Source organism: Micromonospora sp. CNB394, assembly GCF_000374985.1.
In the GTDB taxonomy this organism is placed as follows: Bacteria; Actinomycetota; Actinomycetes; order Mycobacteriales; family Micromonosporaceae; genus Micromonospora; species Micromonospora marina.
On the sequence record NZ_KB895859.1, the window covers coordinates 35654 to 55761 of the forward strand.

Here is a 20108-nt window from a genome sequence, read left to right on the forward strand (position 1 = left end):
GATCCGAGCGTCAGTCCTCCCCCAGCCACAAGTTGGTCAGGTCGCCGTTGAGCACCGGGTACGGCAGCCAGTTACGCACCCGGTGCCCGCGCAGCCAGTACTGGTGGGCGAAGAGGATCGGCACCACGGCGCAGTCGCGCAGCACCTCCCGCTCGGCGGCCCGCCAGTGCGCGTTGGCTGTCGTCTCGTCGGCGCAACTCAGGGCCGCGTCGATGTGCTCGTTGACGACCGGGTTGTGGTAGTGGCCGAAGTTGGACCCCCAGTCGTCGTTGTCGGAGACGCCGGAGCTGTCGAAGAGTGCCTGGAGGTAGACCCGGGCGTTGTTGCCGTGCCAGTCCGGCTCCCAGCCGGACAGCGCCACGTCCCAGCGGCCGTCGCGGGCCCCGTCGGCCCGGCCGAGGTACGTGCCGAACAGCTCGGTGATGCCGGCCGGGACGAGATCGAGGGTGATCCCGGCCCGGGCGCACGCGGTCCGGACCACCCGCGCGGTCTCCGGGTGGATGTCCCGGTCGCGGTAGACCAGCTTCAACGTGATCCCGTCGGGGTAGCCGGCGTCGGCGAGCAGCCGGCGGGCCCGCTCCGGGTCGCCGGTGCCATCGTTCGCGGCGTACGGGGCGAACGGCCGGTGCGCGCGGCACAGCGGCGGCAGGATCTGCTCGGCGATGTCGTTGAGGCGCGGCCCGCCCCAGACCTCGACCACAGTGGTCTTGTCGATCGCGTACTGCAACGCCTCCCGGACCTCCCGGCGGGCCAGCGCCCCGCCCTCGTTCGGGCTGAGCACGTTGATCACCAGGTACGGGCTGAACAGCCCGGCCGGCCAGACCTCCAACCGCGGGTCCCGGGCCGCGAACATCTCCGGCAGCCGCTCGGTCAGCGGCTGGATGTCCCACATCATGTCGGCGTCGCCGCCGATCACCATGTCGTGGCAGGTCTTCTCGTCCAGCCCCTGCCGAACCTCGATGCGGTCCACATGGGCGGCCCGGACCGGGTCGGTGGCCGGATCCCAGGTGCGGCTGCGCTCCAGCGTGATCAGCCGGTCCGGCGCGTAGCGGGTGATCCGGTACGGCCCGATGGAGCCGATCCGCTGGTCCAACTCGGCGCTGCCGGGCACGAACCAGAGGTACTCCTCCGGCGCCGGGGAGGCGAACGGCAACGCCAGGATGTTGAGGAAGTCGGGGGTGGGACGGAGGGTGGTCAGCTCCAGCGTCCGGTCGTCGAGCACCCGCAGCCCGGGCACCTCGGCGGCCTCCAGGTAGGGCGCCACCACGCCGAGGTCGCGGGGCAGGGTGAGCAGGTCGTCGCGGAACGCGGCGAGCCCCTCGACCGTGCTCAGGTAGTAGGGCAGTCCGGGGCTGGGCGCCATCGGGTGGGCCAGCCGCTTGATGCCGCGCACCACGTCGGGGGCGGTGAGCGGCCGGGGCCCGTTCGGCAGGTCCCAGCGCAGCCCGTCGCGCAGCGTGAACCGGTAGCGCCGGCCCTCGGCGTCGTACGGTCCGTCCGCCGCCACGGCCAGGTCCGGCACCAGGTCGCCGGCGCGCGTGTGGTCGTGGGTGGCCGGGTACGTGACCAGTTGCCGGGTGTACGCCCGGATGATCCCCCGGGTGACGGTGTGGTACGCCAGCGCCGGGTCGAGGTGATCGACGTCGCCCGCGCCGACCAGGGTGAGTGTTCCGCCGCGGCGCGGCCCGGCCACGCCGGAGGTCAGCCCGGTGACCGTCGGAGTGCCAGATGCTGTCATTCGGACTCCTCCAGCCAGAGGTTCGACAGGTCGAACCAGCGGTCCACGGTGGGCATGGCGATCGCGTTGCGGACCCGCCGGCCCTTGCGGTGCGGGATGGTCGGGGCGTGCACGAGGATCGGCACGATAGCGGCGTCCCGCATGACGTGCAGGTCGACCTGGTGCCACAGCTCGGTGGCGCGGGCCCGGTCGGTGGCACCGAGCGCCTCCTCGATCAACCGGTCGACCTCCGGGTTGCTGTATCCGCCGTAGTTGCTGGTGCCACGCGACGTGTTGGTCTGGAACATCGGCTGCACATAGGTGCGCCCATTCGGCCCGAACCAGTCGGGCGTCCAGGACGGCGCGGAGATGTCCCACGCCCCGGCGCGGGCGTTGGCCGGGTCGCGCAGGAACTGGTAGTACTCGGCGTGGCCGAGGGCGACCAGCCGGACGCTGATGCCGCCCTTCTCCAGGTCGGTGGCGTAGGAGCGGGCCACCTCCGGGTTGGCGTCCACGTCCCGGTGCACAGCGGTGAGGGTGAGCCCGTCCGGGTAGCCCGCCTCTGCCAGCAGCGCCCGGCAGCGCTCCGGGTCGCCCCGGTCGCCCGGCGTCGGATAGAGGTTGAAGTCGACGTGCCCGTCGTTGCCGGGCGGGATCGCGGTATGCCCGGGCAGCATCACCGTCCCGGCCTCCAGGTCGTGGTAGATCTCCGCGATCGCCGCCTTGTTGATGGCGTACGCGATGGCCTGGCGCACCCTGAGTTTGCTCGTCGCCCGGTCGGCGTTCGGGCTGAGCATGTTGAACACCAGGTACGGGTTGAGCGCGTAGCCGAGGTCGTTGCCCGGGTCGGTGGGCGGCACGTCGTACGGCTCGGTGATCGGCGACGCCCAGGACAGGTCGGCGCGGCCGCTGTCGATCATCTCTCCCACCTGCTGCGGGGTGGCGACCTCCATGGTCACCTCGACCCCGTCCAGGTACTGCTGGCGCACCGGGTCGGACGCCCTGCGCCACATCGGGTTGCGTTCCAGCCGCACCGACTCGCCGTGGACGTACTCGACGACCCGGTACGGCCCGTTGGCGCGCACCCGCCGCCGGAACTCCGCGCTGTCCGGCAGCACCTCGTCGTACTCGACCGGGGCGGCGGAGGCGAAGTGCAGCGCCAGGATGTGCAGGAAGTCCACCGCCGGTCGGACCAGCTCGAAGACGATGGTCCGGTCGTCCGCGGCCCGGACACCGGCGATCTCGTGGCTGTTCTGGAAGTCGGCCAGCTCGGCGGCGGTCGGCTCGGCCGAGGTGATCGCCGCGGCGTACGCGTCGCAGTACTCGGCCATTCCCCGGATGGTGCTGGTGAAGTAGCCGATCCCGCCGGCCCGCAGCACCGGGTTGGCCATCCGCTTGAAGCCGCGGACGAAGTCACCGGCCGTCACCTCGCGGGGCGGGTCGGTGTCCCAGTACACGCCGGGGCGCAACCGGACGGTGTAGCGGGTGTGGCCGTCGCTGATGCCGCCGTTGGCCGGCGTCGGCACCGCCTCGGCCACATCGGGCACCGGGGTGATGGCCGACGGGTCGCGCAGGTCGGCCACCGGCCGGTAGGTGAAGAGCTGGCGGGCGAAGAGCCTGATGATCTGCCCGCCGAGCATGTAGTAGGCGCAGGCCGGGTCCAGATGGTCCATGCTGCCCGGCCCGTAGAGCCGCAGGGTTCCCCCGTACCGGGGCTGACCGCCGTTCATCGACACACCTTTCGTCGCTCTGGTCGCTGCTGCCCGTGCCCGCTCGTGCTCAGGTGGGTGCGAGCACGGTCCGCGCCACGCCGGCCCGCAACTGCGACGGCAGCAGCGGCTCCCGCAGCAGCGTGGTGAAGCGGTCGGCGACGTCGCTGCCCGGGTCGCCGGCGGCCAACCAGTCGTCGACCAGGCGGCCCCCTTCGGAGTAGGTGACCGAGTACGCGCGCCACAGCGGGTCGGCGAGGAACCTGACCATCTGCTCGGCGCGCTCGGGTGGCAGCAGCATCCACCGCCGCAGGTACGCGAGCGCCTCCGCCCGGTCGCCGCCCTCGTCGTGCAGCAGCAGCGCGGCGTCCACCCTGGCCGGTAGGAGGCGCACCACGAGGCCACGCATCCGCTCCACCCGCTCGCCTTCGACGTGGACGCCCTCCCCGGCGAGGATGCGCGCGGTCCACTCCCCCCAGCCGGGGCCGGGCACCGCGTCCACGGCCGCCTCGGCCATGCCCTCGGCGACCAGGCACCGGGGCGTGTGGACGAGGGCGATGGTGTGCTCGTCCTGGCCGCCGCCCCGGACCAGACCGGCCTCCTTGAGGCAGTGTTCGGTGTGGTGCCCGGGGTACGACTCGTGCGCCACGATGATCGGCAGCGCAGCCACCGACCGGCCGCTCGCCGCGTTCAGCGCCACGGTGGAGCGGAAGCCGCCCAGGTAGCGGTTGTAGGCGTTCCACGGCGCGTCCCGGACCACCGTGTACTCGACGCGTTCGGTGGCGGGGAGGCCGAACAGGTCCCGGGTCCGCTCGCGCAGCGCGTCGGAGACCGCCTGCACGCAACGGTGCAGCCGCTCCGGCGGGACGGTGTTGCGCCGGTAGAACTCCTCCACCCGGTCCACGAGCGGTCCCCGGCCGGGCAGCAGCGCGTCGATCTCGTCGTGCACCACCGCGTACCGCTCCGGCGGGGTGCGGCCCACCTCGACGTCGAAGTAGGCGCGCACCTCGTCCTGAAAGGACATCGGGGTGCCGGCGACACGGTCGGCGACCACGCGCAGCGCGGTGAGCTGGGCGGCGAGGTACCGACGGCGGGCCGGTTCGAGGTCGCTGCCGGGAAGCTCGGTAAGCGTCCGGGTAGCCTGGCGGGACAGCTCCCGTGGATCGGCCGGCGGTTCGGCGGCGGCCTGGTCGCGCAGCTTCGGGTCACCGTAGTAGCAGTCGACGAGCCCGTCGACATGCCGGCCCAGGCGCAGGCCGAGCAGCAGGTAGTCGCGTACCAGAGGATTCACCCGTCCACCTCCGGGCGGACGGCGGTCAGGTCCACGGCGTACCCCTGCGCCGGCAGCGGCCGGAGCCCGTCAACTCGGTCCGGTTGCCTCGGCGTGACCACCGGCGCACGGTGCAGGATCGGCACCACAGCCACGTCGGCGACCGCGCGTTCCGCCGCTGCCTGCCAGGCGGCGTCGGCCCGCCACGGCTCGGCCGCGTCCAGCGCCCGCTCGATCAGCGCGTCCACCTCGGGCGAGGCGTAGCCACCGTGGTTGGCGCCGCCGGGTACCGGGGTGGCCTGCAGCATGGCCTGCGCGAACACCCGCCCGTTGTGTTCCAGCCAGTCGGGCACCCGCGCGGCCACCGCGAGCTGCCAGCCGCCGGTCGTGCCGGGCCGGCGCAGCGCCTCGGCGTAGGCGGCGTCGGCGAGCCCCACCGCGCGGGTCGGGAGACCGGCCCGGATGAGACCGGCCGCGCAGGCGTGCGCCACCTCGGGTCCGAGGCCGGAGTGCGGGTGGATCAGGACCAGCGGGGGGTTGTCGGCGTGCCCGGCCGAGGCCAGCAGGTCGCGGGCCCGCGCCGGGTCTCCGGCGCCCTCCGGTGTCGGGTACGGGTCGGCGGTGCCGTACCCGGCGTTACCGGGCGGGATCAGCGAGCCCGCCACCCGTACCGGCACGCCGGGGCGGTGGCGCCGGTACAGGTCCGCCACCGCGGTCCTGTCCACGGCGAGCGCCGCGGCCTGCCGTACCCGGAGGTCGGCCCAGACCGGGTCGCGCAGGTTGAGCACGAGGTACGGATCGAGCACCCAGCCGAGCCCGCCGTCGACCGGCTCGGCGGCCGGCAGCCCGCCGACGGCGGGCGCGGCGGACACCTCGGCCGGCCCGGCCGGGCCGCCGGCGCGGCCGGTGCCGTCGCTCAGGCGCAGCTCGACGCGGTCGGCCTCGGCCCGCCGGTACGGGTCGACGGCCGGCTCCCAGGCCGGATTGCGGACCAGCTCGACCCACTCGCCGGGCCGGTGCCGCCGTACCCGGTACGGGCCGTTGACGCGCAGGTGGGCGGTGGCCTCGGGGCTGCCGGGAACGAACGCGTCGTGCTCGACCGGCACGGCGGACGCCGCGGGCAGGGCGAGCATCTGCACGAAGTCCAGCGCGGGCCGGGCCAGCTCGATGACGAGCGTCTCGTCGTCGAGCGCGAAGACGCCGGGAATCTCGTGCGCGTTCTGGTACGCGGCGAGCGTGGCCGCGTCGGCGGCCCGGCGGGTGGTCGCCGCCGCCCACGCGGTGGCGAAGCCGGCCATGCCGCGCACGGTGGTGGCGAAGTAGGCGAGCGACGGCGAGGGCCGGACCGGGTTGCACATCCGCTTGAAGCCGCGGACCACGTCGTACGCGGTGACCGGACGCCGGTCGGGGGTGTCCCAGCGGACGCCGGGGCGCATGTGGAACACGTAGCTGCGGTGGCTGGCACCGAGCCCGGCGTTCCAGGTGGAGGGGACGTCGAGGGCGAGGTCGGGCACCGGAGTGACGGCCTGCCAGTCGCGGACGTCCCGGGCGGTCTGCCAGGTGACGAGCTGGCGGGTGTGCAGCCGGACGAACGGGGCCGCCGACGCCGGGGCGCAGCTCGGGTCCAGCGGGGCGGCGTCGGTGGGCGCGGCCACCCGCAGCGTGCCGCCGCGGCGGGGCGGTACGGCGTGCGCCGGCTCCGGCCGGTAGGGGGCGACGGTCATGACAGCTCCCGTACCAGGTCGGCGATCGCGTCGACGGCCTGGTCGACCTCGTCGGCGGTGTTGTACAGGTGGGTGCAGATGCGGGCGGCGTAGTGCTGGTGCGGCGAGCCGGCGATGTCGAACTCGGTCCACCGGGTCCAGATCCGGTGCCGGTTCTCCAGTTCGTCAACGAGGCGGGCGAACTTGGTGATGTTCCAGCCGTCCGACGGGTCGGGGAACGGGTTGAAGGCCACTACCGGCGCGGTGAGCCGGCCGTCGGTGAGCGGCGAGTACAGGGACTCGACGCCGAACCGCTCGGCGATCCGCGCGCGGGTGTGGTCACCGAGCGCCACCGCGTGCCGCTCGATCCGGTCCCGGCCGATCCGGTCCCACAGCTCGCACGCCTTCGCCAGCGCGGCGCCCCGGGCGATGCTGGCGCTGCCGGCGCTCTGCAGGTAGTCACCCATGTTGTAGCTCTCCACCCGGGTGGTGGTACGCGGCGGCGGGGCGCCCATCATCGGGTACCAGGTGGAGATGACCGGCCAGAAGGTCGGCAGCGGCAGCGGGTTGTGCTCGGGGTGGACCTTGTTGCGGACGTAGAGCAGCCCGGTGCCGAGCGGCCCGCACTGGAACTTGGAGCCGGAGCAGGTGACGAAGTCCGGTCCGAGCGCCCGCAGGTCGGTGTCGAACAGGCCGGGCAGCAGCGCGCCGTCGACCACGGTGGTCAGGCCATGCCGCTGGGCCAGGTCGCAGAGCTGGCGTACCGGCATCCGGGTGCCGGTGAACAGCGTGACCGCGGCGAACGCCAGCACCTTCGTCCGCGGCGTGATCGCCCGGGCGAACAGGTCGACGATCTCCTCGGCGGTCACGTCCGGGCCGACCGGCGGGGTGAGCACGGTGAGTGTGATCCGGTGCCGGTTGCGCAGCAGGTTGAAGTTGGACAGCACCGAGTAACACTCGTGGCTGGTGGTGACGACCTCGTCGCCCTCGTGCAGGTCGAGCCCGTTGATGACCCGGGCCACGCCCTCGGTGGCGTTGTGGCAGATCACCATCTCGTCCTGGTCGACGCCGAACGCCCGGCCGATGGCGGCGCGGTGCTCGGGATACATGCCGGGCGGGTAGACGTTGCGCAGCCCGCCGTTCCACTCCCGGGTCACCCGGTCGTTGACGTCCAGCACCTCGTACGGCATCACGCCGATGGTGCCGGTGTTGAGGTGGACCGCGTCGGGCTCCATCGCGAACAGCGACCGCAGCTCCGCGAAGGAGGCGGTGCGCAGCGGGTCGGCCGGTGCGGGCGGTCCGCCGGTGCGGGAGGTCGTCGTGGTCGCGGGGTCGTCGGTCACGCTGACGCGCATGGCGTCCCTCCTGTCAGGAGCTGGCACCCGCCAGCGAACTTACCATATGATTCTCAAGTAAAGAGCTGTCCTGCTGCCCGCCCGTCCGACCGCGCCGGGCTTCCCGGCGCGTCACCTCCGCAGAGCAGGGAGAAGCGATGAACGCGTGCCACACCGGCGGTTGGCCGGACACCGAGGCCCCACACCGAACGGAACGGTCCGCCGCGTCCGGCTGCTCGTGCGGCTGCGCCGACCGCTGCCGGCCACCGGCGCCCGACACCCGTGGTGACCGGGACCGCAGGCAGGACCAGTTCGACGCCCGGGACCGGGTGCCCTGACGCCGGGCGGGTGGGGGCGGCCGGTACCGCCCCCACCGGAACGGTCAACCGCCGAGCACGTCCGGCAGCCGTACCGCCTTGAACCGCCGGTCGGCGAAGTCGCAGTACCAGACCAGCTCGCTGTCCCAGGCCAGCCCGGTCGGATGCCCCGGCAGCCGGACCGTGGAGAGCATCCGGCCCGACCCGGCGTCCACCGCGTGCAGCAGGCCGTCCTCGAACTCGGCGTAGAGCACGTGCCCCTCGGCGTACGTGAGGCCAGAGGGCGACCCCACCACCTGGTGTTCCCGCTGCACAGTCATGGTCTCGAAGTCCCGCAGCTGGATCACCGCGGGCGCACGCAGGCACAGCCACACGCCCTCCGGCCCGGTCTCCATGCCGGTGACCCGGCCGTTGGAGGGCCGCACCGGCTTCGACCCGACGGTCCGGCCGGTGACCGGGTCGATCAGCAGGATCCGCTTCGGGCGGCCGCCGATCTGGCACAGTTTCCCGTCCGCGTACCCCAGATCGGCCCGTACGTCCGGGTACGCGAAGGACCGGCGCACCGAGCCGTCCGCCGGGTCGATCGCGAAGATCCGCGCGGCATCCTGGTCGGAGTGCCAGAGCCAGGTGCCGTCCCAGGTCAGGCCGCACATGTAGCCGGCCGGGCCGGGCAGGCTGCGCACCACCTCGACCGGCGGTGCGATCGTCGAGCCGCTCACCGTCTCGTTCTCCCTTCGTCTTGCCGACCCGGCCCGCGCCGGGCCGGCGGACGTGCTGGCGGCGGTCAGTCGACGGCCGCCACCGAGGCGTTCAACCGGGCCGCCAGCGCGGCGATGTGCTCCGGCGACGCGCCGCAGCACCCACCCGTCACGGCGAGCCGGTACTCCACCGCCCACCGGGCGACCAGGTCGCCGAACTCCTCCGGGTCGAGCAGCGGTCGCGGGCCGGGCACGCCGTCGCGGCGGTCCTCCAGGTTCGGGTACGCGCCGAACGGGCCGTCGTCGGCGTCGCACAGCGCCCGCAGGCAGCGCTCGGTCGCCTCCGGGGCGGTGCAGTTCACCAGCACCAGCTCGGCCCCGGCGGCGCGCACCGCGCGGGCGGCGTCCACCAGGGAGTCGCCGGACAGCAGCCGGGCCCGGTCGTCGCAGACGAAGCCGACCCAGGCCCGGGCGCCCACCTCGCGCACCTGCTCCACCGCGATCCGCGCCTCGCGGGCGGTGTTCATGGTCTCCACGAGCACCAGCTCCACCCCGGCCCGGACCAGCTCCACGGCCAGCCAGCGGTGCTCCTCGCGCAGTTCGTCGTCGGCCGGCACCAGGTCCGGCCGGTAGCAGTCCTCAACCGGGGCCATCGAGGCGGCGATCCGGGTACCTGGTGCGCCGGCCGCGTTGCGGGCGGCGAGCGCGACGCCGACGGCGGCGTGCACCATCCAGCCGAGCCCGGCGTCCTCCAGGCCGGCGCGGCGCAGCGCCCGCAGGTTGCAGCGCAACGTGTTCGCGGTGAGCACCTGCGCCCCGGCGGTCAGGAACCGCTCGTGAACGTCACGCAGCACGCGCCGCCGGCTGTCCGCCAGCAGCGCCGCGGTGCCCCACCACGGGGCCTGGTACGGCAGCTCGGCGCGCTGCAACTCGGTGGCGAGCCCTCCGTCGAGCACCACCGGGGCGCCGCCGATCGTGAATGCGGACATGTCTCCTCCTTCGCGGGGCGGGAACGGCCGTCAGCGGGTCAGGCACCGTCGCGCAGCGCGGTGACCAGGTCCTCGACGAGGTCGGCCGGATCCTCGATGCCGGGTGAGATACGGATCAGCCGGTCGGTCAGCCCGAGCCGCCGGCGCACCTCGGGCGGCACCGGGCGGTGGGTCATCAGCGCCGGGCACTCGATCAGGGACCGGACCCCGCCGAGGCTGACCGCCGCGGTGAACAGGCGCACCCGGTCGAGCAGCTTGGCCGGGTCGCCGCGGTACTCGAAGGCGGCGAGCGCGCCGGGCGCTGTCATCTGCCGGGCCGCGACCGCGTGCTGCGGATGCGCGGGCAGGCCTGGATAGCTGACCCGGTCGACGCTCGGCTCGGCCAGCAGCACCGCCACGACCGCCCGGGTGTTCTCGACCTGCCGGGCGGTGCGCAACGACAGCGTCTTCAGGCCCCGGTGGGTGAGGTAGCAGTCGAACCCGCCGGGCGCGTTGCCGGCCACCGTGCGGTACGCCAGGAACCGCCGGTGCAGCTCCTCGTCCTGGTAGACCAGCGCGCCGCCGAGCACGTCGAGATGCCCGGCGACGGACTTGGTGGTGCTGTAGAGCGTGATGTCGGCACCGTGCGCCAGCGGTCGTTGCAGCACCGGCCCGGCGAGCGTGTTGTCCACTACGACGAGGGCGCCGTGCCGGTGCGCGAGGTCGGCCACCGCGGCGATGTCGGCGACCTTGAGCAGCGGGTTCGTGGGCGTCTCCAGCCACACCATGGCCAGTTCCCGGCCGCACCCGGCGAGTGCCCGGTCCCGTTCGGCCGGGTCGGCGAGATCCACCTGCCGTACCGTCACACCGCGTTCCGCGGCGGCGGCGAGCAGCTGGTGGGTGCCGCCGTACACGTCGTCGGAGGCGAGCACGAGCCGGCCCGCGGGCACCACCGACAACGCCGACGTCGCGGCGGCCTGGCCGCTGGTGTAGACGGTGGCGTGGCGGGCGTCCTCCAGCGCGGCGAGGCACTCCTCCAGCGCCTCCCGGTTGGGCTGCTCGCCCCGGGCGTAGAAGTAGCGCGGCGGGTCCTGGGCGGTGCGGTCGTATGTGGTGCTGAGGTGGATGGGCGGCACGACGGCGCCGGTGCCGGGGACGGGTTGCTGGCCGACGTGCACCAGCCGGGTGTCGAACCTCATGACGCTCCCCTCCGGGCGCTGCTCAGAGGAACCGGACGTCGGGGTGGTCGGTGGTCCAGGGTCCGGGCTTCACGCCGGTGAGCAGTTCGCCGACGAGGTCGATCTCGGCGGTGGTGTTGTAGACGCCGAAGGAGAGCCGGACCGTGCCGAGCAGCCCCAGCTCGTCGAGGAACGTGCTGGCGCAGTGCACGCCGCAGCGCACCGCCACGCCGTGCCGGTCCAGGTGCGCCCCGACGTCGTACGGGTGGATGCCCTCGACCACGAACGAGACGATCCCGCTGGGGTCCGCGACCGGGTCACCGACCACATGCACCCGGTCGACAGCCGTGAGCACGTCGACGGCGTGCCCGACCAGTGCCCGGTCGTGCCGGCGGATCGCGTCCCGGCCGAGATCGCGCAGGTAGTCCAGGGCGGCGGCCAGGCCGACCGCGCCGGCCACGTGCGGCGTACCGGCCTCCCACCGCGCCGGCCCGTCGAGGTAGCGGACCGGCTGGTCGGCCGCGACGCCCTTCACGGTGCCGCCGCCCACCTGGTATGGGGGCAGCCCGGCGAGCCGGTCCCGGCGGCCGTGCAGCACGCCGACGCCCATCGGCCCGTACGCCTTGTGCCCGGAGAAGCAGTAGAAGTCGGCGTCGATCTCGCGCACGTCGACCGGACGGTGCGGCACGGCCTGAGCGCCGTCGACCAGCACGAGCGCCCCGACCCGGCGGGCGGCGGCGGTCATCTCCCGGACCGGGTTGACGGTGCCGAGCACGTTCGACACGTGGCTGACCGCGACCAGGACGGTGTCCGGGCCGAGAGCGTCGGCGAACCGGGCGGCGGAGACCCGGCCGTCGGGTCCGGCGGGCACCACTGTCAGCGTGGCGCCCGTCCGGTCGCACAGCCGGCGCCAGGGCAGCAGGTTGCTGTTGTGCTCCATGCCGGTCACCACCACCTGCCGGCCCGGCCCGGCGACGCGCGGGCCGGCGGTGTCGGCGACGAGGTTCACCGCGGAGGTGGTGCCGGCCGTGAAGAGCACCTCTTCCGGGTGCGCCGCGCCGATCGCCCGCCCGACGCGCTCGCGGGCCTGCTCGTACCGCTCGGTGGACGCGAGCCCGAGCCGGTGGTAGCCGCGCCCGACGTTGCTGTTGGCCCCGGTGTAGTAGTCGGTGATCGCGTCCAGCACGACGCGAGGCTTCTGCGTGGTGGCGGCGTTGTCCAGGTAGGCGACGAGGTCACCGGCCCGGCGGGCCAGCAGTGGGAAGTCTTCTCGTACCGCCTTGGGCAGCGCCTCCGGGCGATGTCGCACCGTGTCCGTCATGCCGGCTCCTGTCGCTTGACGGCCGGTCGTCGGTGCCGGCGCACGCGCCGCGCGGGGTCGCCCCACGACGCGCACGGGCGCGACCGGCGCTCTGGCGACGGAGGAGCGGACCGGTAGTCCCCGTGGGACCACAGTGCTCGGAAGGTGCCGCACGGGCGCGGCGTGCCGGACGACGACGGGCCCCGACGAACGCCGAGGCTAGTTCAGAATAATATAGCGATCGAGTCCCGTCACCCCCTGGCGCGGGTCAGTGACCGGAGGCCGCCTGGGATGCCGCACCGGCGTCCAGGCCGAGCAGCTCGCAGCAGCGCAGCACGGCGTCGATGTCGCCCTCCAGCTTGAGCTGGCCGCCGACCATCGCCATCAGCGGCGTGACCCGACCCGCGCCGATACGGACGAACGTGGCGGCGTCGGTGGTCGCCACCATCGCCGGGTCTTCGGACGGCCCCTTCGCCACGCACGGCACCCCGCCGGCGACATCGATGCGGAAGACCTCGTCGTCCACCTGGAACTGGTAGCTCTCGTCGACCGGGGAGACCCTGTCCCACCGGAACATCGCCTCCACGGCGAGGAACCCCCAATGCGGGCGGACCGTGTCCTCGGCGTTCAGGTCGCCGACGAACTCCAGGCCCCAGTGCGCCAGGCCGAGCACCATCGGTCGCAGCGCCTGCCCGGTCGGGGTCAGCTCGTAGGAGAGCCGGCCGCCGGTGCCGTGCACGTCGACCTGCCGCAGCACGCCGGAGTCGACGAGGAACTTGAGCCGGTCGGCGAGCAGGTTCGTGCCGATGCCGGGCAGGTCGGCCAGCAACTCGCTGTAACGCCGGGGACCCATCAGCAGCTCACGGACGATCAGCAGCGTCCAACGCTCACCCAGCACGTCGAGCGCGGACGCGAGCCCGCAGTACTGGTGATAGGAGCGCTTGCCAGCAAGGCCAGTCTGTGCCATCCCGCTATCGTATATTTAAGTCGCCTGTTTGCGCAGGTGGGGGCACACGGTCGAGGCGACCGGCCAGGCCCGGCCGACCGTTCGGACGGGTGTCACGCGGCGGCCCGGCGGCCGAAGAGCCCGCGCATCAGCACCGGCTTGGCCAGCTCCTGGAAGTCGAGATCCGGGTCCAGCTCGCGCACCGTCCCCTCGATCACGAGCAGCGAGAGCAGCGGGAAGATGAGCTCCGGCGCGGCGTGCACGCCGTATCGGCGTTGCAGGTCGAACATCTCGGCGGCGAACGCGATCAGGCTGAACTCCCGGGCCGGCAGCCCGTGGCTGCGCTCCACCAGGTCGGCCATTCTGTCCAGGAAGGTGTCCACGTCGGCGTCCGGGCCCAGACCGGTGCCGCTACGGACCACGATCTCGGCACAGTACCGGCCGCGTCCGATCGACATGTTCATGAAGAACTCGGCGAAGAGCCGGCGCAACTCCTCGGTGAGCTGCACGCTGAATCCGGCGTCGAGCACCACCACCTGGGCGCCCCGGGTGAAGTAGAGGTTGCCCGGGTGCATGTCGCAGTGGACGAACCCGTCAACGAAGAGCATGTGGTAGATCGTGGTCATCGCGGAGGCGGCGAACCGCTTGCGCACGGCCGCCGACATCGAGCGCGCTACGTCCACGTCGAGGTCGGGCACGAACTCCATGACCAGGCAGCGCGGCCGGCAGGCGTCGTCGCGGACAGCGGGCACCCGGACCCGGGGCACCACCGCCAGATTCTCCCTCAACCGGCGAAGGTTCTCCGCCTCCCGGGCGAAGTCGAGCTGGCCGAACACGGCGTCGCACATGTTCTCGACCACCTCCCGCAGCGGGACACCGCGGAACACGGACAGCCGGGCCATCACCCGGGCGCCACGCCGCATCAGAGCGAGGTCGAGCGCCATCGTCGACTCGATGCCGGGGCGGCGCAGCTTGAGCGCCACATCGGCGCCGTCGGGCATCCGGCCGCGGTAGACGCAGGCCACGCTGCCGCTGGCCACCGGCGTCAGGTCGACCTCCGCGAACTCGGCGGGCGTCCCGCTGCCGTACGCGTCGGCGAGCGCCCGGCTGGTCTGCTCGGGCGTCATCGGGTCGACCCGCTCCTGGAGCACCGACAGCTCGTCACAGAGCGCGGACGGGAGCACATCGCGCCGGGTGCCGAGCACCTGCCCGGCCTTGACGAACGCCGGGCCGAGCCGCATCAGCAGGGTGGTGAGGCGGCGGTACAGCAGTCGGCGGGCCGCCGGGCGGTCGCCCCGCGCAGCCTTCACCAGCGCGGGTGGCAGCACCGGCAGCAGGTGTGCCGCGCCGACCAGGCCGATCCGGGTCGAACGGGCCAGTAGCGCGCGTGTCGTCGCCATCGGCGTCAACCCTTCGTGATGCCCGGCACCTCGATCGCCCGGAGTTGCAGGGTGGTGAAGTCGCAGTACCAGATGCGGCGGCCGTCCCAGGTGATGCCGGTCGGGTTGCCCGCCACCGAATAGGCGGCCACCTCCCGGCGGGCCGCGACGTCGTACAGGTTGATGGTGGCCGCGTGGTGGTCGGCGTAGACGAGGTAGCTGTCGGAGACGGTCAGGCCGGCGATCGGCTGCCGGACCGGGAAGGTGTCGATCAGCCCGAAGCCGTCCGGGTCGCGCAGGTCGACCTGGCGCAGATCCTCGTAGCCCAGCCAGAGCCCGTGCCGGGTCGCCTCCAGCCCGCACAGCACGTTGCCGGGGCGCGGGTTGCCGAACTCGCCGAGCAGCTCGCCGTCCTCGGGATCGACCAGCCGCAGCACGCGGTCGTCGCCCGCGACCTGGAGCAGCCGCCCGCCGATGGTGGTCAGGTCGGTGCGCACGCCGGGGCAGTCGAGCCGGCGGACCACCTTGCCGCTGATCGGGTCCAGCGAGGCGATCTGGCTGGAGACCGCCTCGGAGAACCAGAGGCACTCCGCGGACCAGGTCAGGCCGCAGAGCTTGAGCGCGCCACGGACGGGAATGTCGCGGACGGTACCCACTGCGAAGGGCATCAGGACCTCCTCTGCCGGGACAGGCCGCACTCCAGCCGCCAACCGGTCACGGCGCGGACGTCGCGCCGGGCCGGGCGTCGCAGGGCGACGGACAGCTCGTCACCCTCGGCCACGCCGGTGTGCCGCAGGGGCCACACCCAGACCGCCCAGTTGCAACCGGGGTACGACGGAAAGTTCGTCAGCGTGACGTCGTCGGTGAAGTCGGCGGTGAAGAAGCCGAGCACGGCATGCAGCCGCCCCGGCGCGGTGACCGGCAGCCGCTGCCGCAGCGTCTGCCGGGACGGCGACCGGCCGTCGAGCGGCTGGTCGAGCACCACTGTGGGCTCGGTCAGCAGCGTCGGAGGTCGCTGGAAGAAGTGCAGCTGGGCCGCGGGGGCCACCAGCTCCTGCACCGGGTCGAGACGGTAGCCGAAGAAGTCGGTGCCCCACATCCCCCAACCCTCGGCGGCGAACTCGGCGGCCGCCAGCCAGGTCCGCAGCCGCCGGGGCACCACCCGGCCGCCGGGGCGCAGGTGCCGACGGGCGAGCACGTGCAGCACCTCGGCCATCTCCTCCTCCGGACCGAGGTTGCCCATCATCTCCGAGACCAGCACGTCCGCCTGGCGCGGCAGCCGGACCGTGCGGGCGTCGCCGGTGACCAGGGTGAGCTGTCCCTTGAGGTCGTTGGCCTCGATGATGCGGGCCGCCGCCGCGGCGGTGGCCGGGTCGGCCTCGATCGCGTACACGTGCTCGGCGCCGTGCCGCAGCGCCAGCAGGGAGAGCACGAGCAGCCCCGCACCCACGTCGACCACCACGTCGCCGGGGGTGACGGCCGACTCCAGCGCCCTGTCGTACGCCCGCAGCCGAGGCGCGTCGCCGAGCATCATCTGGTGCATGAGCAGCAGTCGCTGGTCCACGCGGTACCCCCTGAGCGCGCGTCCCTCCCGACCGCCGTAGCGGCCGGGAGGGACATCGTGACGGTACGTTGCTATTGGTTTTACCAGTAGAACCCTCAGCCAGCAGGCCCGTCAAGCGGACCCGTCGGTCAGGCGTTCACCGCGGCGTGCTCGCCGACCAGCGCGTCCCGCATCACCAGGTTGACGCCGGTGAGGCGGGCCTTCGGCTGCTCGTCCACGGTCACCAGGGCGGTGTCCGAGCCGTCCAGCTTGAGCTCGGTACCCGTGGCCTCCATGCCGCGCATCTTGCCGTTGACGTGCACGGAGTTGGCGGCGTAGAGCGTCTCGTGCGGCGTGACCAGCTCGAACTCGGCGTCGATGTGCAGGTCGCCGGGGAACTTGAGCCGGCTCAGGCTGTCCTCGTTGCCCTCGCCCAGCGTGCCGCCGGAGACCCGCGGCCAGCTGGCCCGCAGCATGACCCGGCCACCCAGCTCCGGGCTGTGCCCGACGACCGCGACGCGAGCCAGCTGGGCGAGCACGCCCGGACCCTCGTCGTGCTTGTCCGGGCCGAAGAGCAGCACCTCGGCGCCGGCCGCCTTGCGGTAGTCCCCGGCCAGGTCGATCCGCACCGTCCTGCCGTTGACCTCGACCTCGATCTGCCCCTCCAGCGAGGTCTGCATGATCATGGACGGGTCCACCAGCATGGACATGCACGGGCCGGCGCTGGGCGCGAAGAACAGGTTCGGCGTGATGCCGACCGGCTGGTTCTCGTCGTTGGCCGGGTACCACGCCTCCGGCAGCGTGGTGCCCTTGACGACGTTCGGCGCGGCCATCACGTCGAAGGGACCGTCACCGCGCGGCTTGCCCAGGTAGGGGCCGGTCAGCGGCTTCTTGAACGGCGGGACGCTGTCGACCACGCCGTAGATGTCGATCACGTTGCGGTGGGCGAGCCGCAGCGTGCTCGACTCCAGGATGCCGAAGCGGCGGATGTAGAACTCGGCCGGGAAGTTCTTGCCCGGCACGATCTGCCGCACGTGCCCGCTGTTGGGCAGGAACGGGTTGGACAGAACCTGGATCCGGTCGTCCAACTCGTAGCTGAACCCCTTGATGCCCACCTCGGGCGCACTGATCAGCTCGGTGCCGAACTGCGCGTAGCCGTTCTCGTCGACCTTGTGCTCGAAGCCCGGCATGGGCCACTTGTTGAGCTGCACGAAGCCGGACAGGTTGATCGTCTCGCGGCGGCCCGAGTAGTAGTCCTCGCCGAAGACCACGGTGGCCGCGGCGAGGATGTGCGGGCGGATTGGCTTGGGTTCGAGGTTCAGGGACTCGTAGGTCTCTCTGGTGGAGCTCAAGCCAGACACCTCCAATGTCTGTCGGCAGGGGTCAGCGGCGGTCTGAGGGCCGCTGGTGGACCGGACCCGACCGGTCCCGCCGAACTTCAAGCTATGTGTTTTTAAAGCATACTGTCAATGCCTGAGACATCGTCAGGTGTCACCGGATCTCCGGAACACGACGGCCCGCTCCCCGGCGGGGAACGGGCCGTCGTCGCGACCAACGGTCAGTCCGGCCCGGCCCAGGCCGGCAGCAGCGGGCGGGTGAACGGCAGGGGCAGCTCCGCGGCGGGCCCCGTCGCGGCTCCACCGGGGCCCACCTCCAGCGCCAGCCTCCGCAGCAGGCCGAGCATCCGGTACCGCCCGCCGCTGGTCCCGACCGGCATTACCAGGGACTTGTCCACGAGGGCGGCGAGCACCACCCCGACGTCGGTGGGGCCGGACGGATGGGGCCGCCAGAACCGCCGGGCGGCAGCCAGGTCGAACACCCCCGGCAGCAACGCGATGCGATGGAAGAGACACCGCTCGACGACGTCGAGGCGCGCGACGCTGCGGTCGAGCATCGCGCGCAACGACGTGTGGCGTGGCCCCGGGCCGGCCGCGGGTGGGCGCAGTCCCTCCAGTGGCCCCTCCAGCTTGCGCAGAACCCCGTCCAGGCTGTCGGTGGACAGGCAGGCCGCCGCCATCTGCAACGCGAGCGGCAGCCCGTCGAGTCGGCGGCAGATCTCCACGGCGACATCCGCGTCCCGCCGGTCCAGGTGAAACCCTGGACGGGCCTGGGCCGCCCGTTCGGCGAGCAGCGCGACGGCCGGGTTGGACAGGACCGAGGGCCATTCACCCAGCTGCGGCACCGGGAGCGGATGCAGGCGCTGGACCCGCTCGTACGGCAGCCCGAGCGGCTGGCACGAACTGGTCAGCACCGCCACGTTCGGGCCGGCGAGCAAGAGCCGGTCGGCGACCACCGCGCACGCGTCGACCAGGTGCTCGGCATTGTCCAGCACCACCAGCGTGGGCTGGTCGCGCAGCAGGTCTACCGGATCCTCGGCGCCGTTGCCCCCGAGCATCCGGGCGAGCCGCCGCTCCAGTTGCCGCCGGTCGCTCAGGTCGAGCGTGTCCACGGTCAGGACTCCGCCGGTGAAGACGTGGGCGGCCTGGTGCGCGGTGCGCAGGGTGACCGCCGACTTGCCGCAGCCGGGTGCGCCGGTGACGGTCACCGCGCGGTACTTCGTCAGCAGGGCCGCCAGGTCGGCGATGTCCCCGGCCCGCCAGTGCAGCGGCCCGGAGATCGGCCCGCAGTCGGGCCGCCGCCGTGCGGCGGGAACCGCGGGTGCCGGGCGGGGCACCGGCGGCCGCCCGGGCGGGCGTACCAGCGCCCGGTGCACCGCCCGCAGCTCCTCCCCCGGGTCGACGCCCAGTTCGGTACGGAGTCGCTCGGTGATGTCCGCGTACCGGCGAAGCGCCACGCTCCGGTGCCCGCTGCTGCCGAGCACCGCCAGGTAGTCGGCCTGGATCACCTCGTGCAGCGGCTCCAGCCGGGCCAGCCGGGTGGCGGTGTCGAGCACCGCGGCGGCGCGGCCCAGCCGCAGGCCCAGACCGACGTAGCTGTGCGCGGTCGCCACCCACGCGGCGCCCAGCGCCTCCACCTCGATGTTGTCGTGCAGCAGCGAGCGCAGCTCACCGAGGGTCGGGCTGCGCCACAGGTCCAGCGCCTTCCCGAGCAGGTCGAACGCCTCCTCGCGACCGCCCTCACCGATCCATTTCTCGGCCCGGGCGACGTACCGGCGGAACCGGGCGACGTCCGTCTCGACGGTTTCCGCGCGCAACGAGTAACCGGACACGGTCGACGCGATGACCCGCACACGCCGCCGCGGCGGATGCCCCGGCTCCAGGACCTGACGCAGCCGGGCCACATACGTGTGCACGAGCGAGCGGGCGCTGGGTGGGACCGCGCCACCCCAGACCGCCTCCTCGACCTCGCCCACCGGAACGCTGTCGCCGAGCCGCAACGCCAGCAGGGAGAGGATCGCCCGCTGCTTGGCCGGGCCGGGCTCCAACCGATGTCCCTTCCGCTGCACGTGCAACGGCCCCAGCAGATCCACCCGGTAGCAGGCGCGAGTGTCCGTCATCTATCCCCCAGGCTCAGCGTGAGCCCGAGACTGACACATCCGGTTACCGCTTTGCCACAGTCAGCTATCACGCCCGCAACTCGCCGGACCATTCAGCGTCACCCGCCTGAGCAGCCTGATCGGCACCCCGACGTGCACCGAAGGCCGCCGACCGGAGGGTCGACGACCAGAGAGTTCTTTTTCATATGGCGAACCTATTGATGGAAGTTGCGGGCTGTGCTGGTGATGCCGTCGCCTGGACGACCAATCCACCCCCACGATAGACAAGGCGCTATATGAAATCTTAGTATTCCTGTGGTCAGACGACTCAAACGAGGAGCACGAGGGCATGTTCGAGCGGTTCACCGACCGAGCGCGACGGGTTGTCGTCCTGGCCCAGGAAGAGGCCCGGATGCTCAACCACAACTACATCGGTACGGAACACATCTTGCTGGGCCTGATCCATGAGGGTGAGGGTGTTGCGGCTAAGGCCCTGGAGAGTCTTGGTATCTCTTTGGAGGGCGTGCGTCAGCAGGTTGAGGAGATCATCGGTCAGGGTCAGCAGGCGCCGAGCGGGCATATCCCGTTCACGCCGCGGGCCAAGAAGGTG

16 protein-coding genes are annotated in these 20108 nt (G+C 72.6%); 1 reads left to right on the plus strand and 15 read right to left on the minus strand.

Annotation, left to right across the window (positions count from 1 at the left end; genetic code table 11):
• Positions 1-10 precede the first annotated feature (10 nt).
• The 15 genes from C569_RS0125820 to C569_RS0125895 all read right to left on the minus strand — a co-directional run bounded on the left by C569_RS0125820 (position 11) and on the right by C569_RS0125895 (position 19519).
• Positions 11-1738: an ABC transporter substrate-binding protein gene (locus C569_RS0125820; RefSeq protein WP_026268649.1), complete on the minus strand. Its 1728-nt coding sequence runs from the start codon at positions 1736-1738 to the stop codon at positions 11-13.
• Entirely contained in the window at positions 1735-3447 is a 1713-nt protein-coding gene (locus C569_RS0125825) for an ABC transporter substrate-binding protein (protein ID WP_018788635.1), read from the minus strand. The genes C569_RS0125820 and C569_RS0125825 overlap by 4 nt, the downstream gene beginning before the upstream one ends.
• 49 nt (positions 3448-3496) lie before the next feature.
• Entirely contained in the window at positions 3497-4717 is a 1221-nt protein-coding gene (locus tag C569_RS0125830) for a hypothetical protein (protein ID WP_018788636.1), read from the minus strand.
• Positions 4714-6420: an ABC transporter substrate-binding protein gene (locus C569_RS0125835; protein ID WP_018788637.1), complete on the minus strand. Its 1707-nt coding sequence runs from the start codon at positions 6418-6420 to the stop codon at positions 4714-4716. The genes C569_RS0125830 and C569_RS0125835 overlap by 4 nt, the downstream gene beginning before the upstream one ends.
• A complete protein-coding gene (locus C569_RS0125840; protein WP_018788638.1) occupies positions 6417-7754 on the minus strand; it encodes an aminotransferase class V-fold PLP-dependent enzyme in 1338 nt (445 codons plus the stop codon). Before C569_RS0125840 ends, C569_RS0125835 begins: the two co-directional genes overlap by 4 nt.
• 361 nt (positions 7755-8115) lie before the next feature.
• Positions 8116-8769 carry a hypothetical protein gene (locus C569_RS0125850; RefSeq protein WP_018788640.1) on the minus strand — a complete coding sequence of 218 codons (654 nt, stop codon included), beginning with the start codon at positions 8767-8769 and terminating at the stop codon, positions 8116-8118.
• A gap of 65 nt (positions 8770-8834) precedes the next feature.
• Positions 8835-9737, minus strand: coding sequence for a homocysteine S-methyltransferase family protein (locus C569_RS0125855; RefSeq protein ID WP_018788641.1), 903 nt, complete (start codon positions 9735-9737; stop codon positions 8835-8837).
• Positions 9738-9775: 38 nt separating this feature from the next.
• On the minus strand, positions 9776-10915 hold the full coding sequence (locus C569_RS0125860; protein ID WP_018788642.1) for a PLP-dependent aspartate aminotransferase family protein: 1140 nt from the start codon (positions 10913-10915) through the stop codon (positions 9776-9778).
• Positions 10916-10937: 22 nt separating this feature from the next.
• Entirely contained in the window at positions 10938-12215 is a 1278-nt protein-coding gene (locus C569_RS0125865; RefSeq protein ID WP_018788643.1) for an aminotransferase class V-fold PLP-dependent enzyme, read from the minus strand.
• A 247-nt stretch (positions 12216-12462) separates the two neighbouring features.
• Complete coding sequence (locus tag C569_RS0125870) at positions 12463-13161, minus strand: winged helix-turn-helix transcriptional regulator (RefSeq protein WP_018788644.1); 699 nt, start codon at positions 13159-13161, stop codon at positions 12463-12465.
• Between the two features lie 92 nt (positions 13162-13253).
• Complete coding sequence (locus C569_RS0125875) at positions 13254-14540, minus strand: AarF/ABC1/UbiB kinase family protein (RefSeq protein WP_018788645.1); 1287 nt, start codon at positions 14538-14540, stop codon at positions 13254-13256.
• A gap of 5 nt (positions 14541-14545) precedes the next feature.
• Positions 14546-15187 carry a hypothetical protein gene (locus C569_RS0125880; protein ID WP_026268650.1) on the minus strand — a complete coding sequence of 214 codons (642 nt, stop codon included), beginning with the start codon at positions 15185-15187 and terminating at the stop codon, positions 14546-14548.
• The gene (locus C569_RS0125885) at positions 15187-16083 is read right to left on the minus strand and encodes a 50S ribosomal protein L11 methyltransferase (RefSeq protein ID WP_018788647.1); all 897 of its coding nucleotides are present in this window, start codon (positions 16081-16083) and stop codon (positions 15187-15189) included. Before C569_RS0125885 ends, C569_RS0125880 begins: the two co-directional genes overlap by 1 nt.
• Positions 16084-16211: 128 nt before the next feature.
• Entirely contained in the window at positions 16212-17414 is a 1203-nt protein-coding gene (locus C569_RS0125890; protein ID WP_018788648.1) for a DUF6004 family protein, read from the minus strand.
• A 206-nt stretch (positions 17415-17620) separates the two neighbouring features.
• Positions 17621-19519 carry a BTAD domain-containing putative transcriptional regulator gene (locus tag C569_RS0125895; RefSeq protein WP_018788649.1) on the minus strand — a complete coding sequence of 633 codons (1899 nt, stop codon included), beginning with the start codon at positions 19517-19519 and terminating at the stop codon, positions 17621-17623.
• 328 nt (positions 19520-19847) lie between these two features.
• Between C569_RS0125895 and C569_RS0125900 the strand changes: the two genes are divergently transcribed.
• Positions 19848-20108: Clp protease N-terminal domain-containing protein (locus C569_RS0125900; protein WP_018788650.1), on the plus strand; the 261-nt coding region annotated here is incomplete at its 3' end.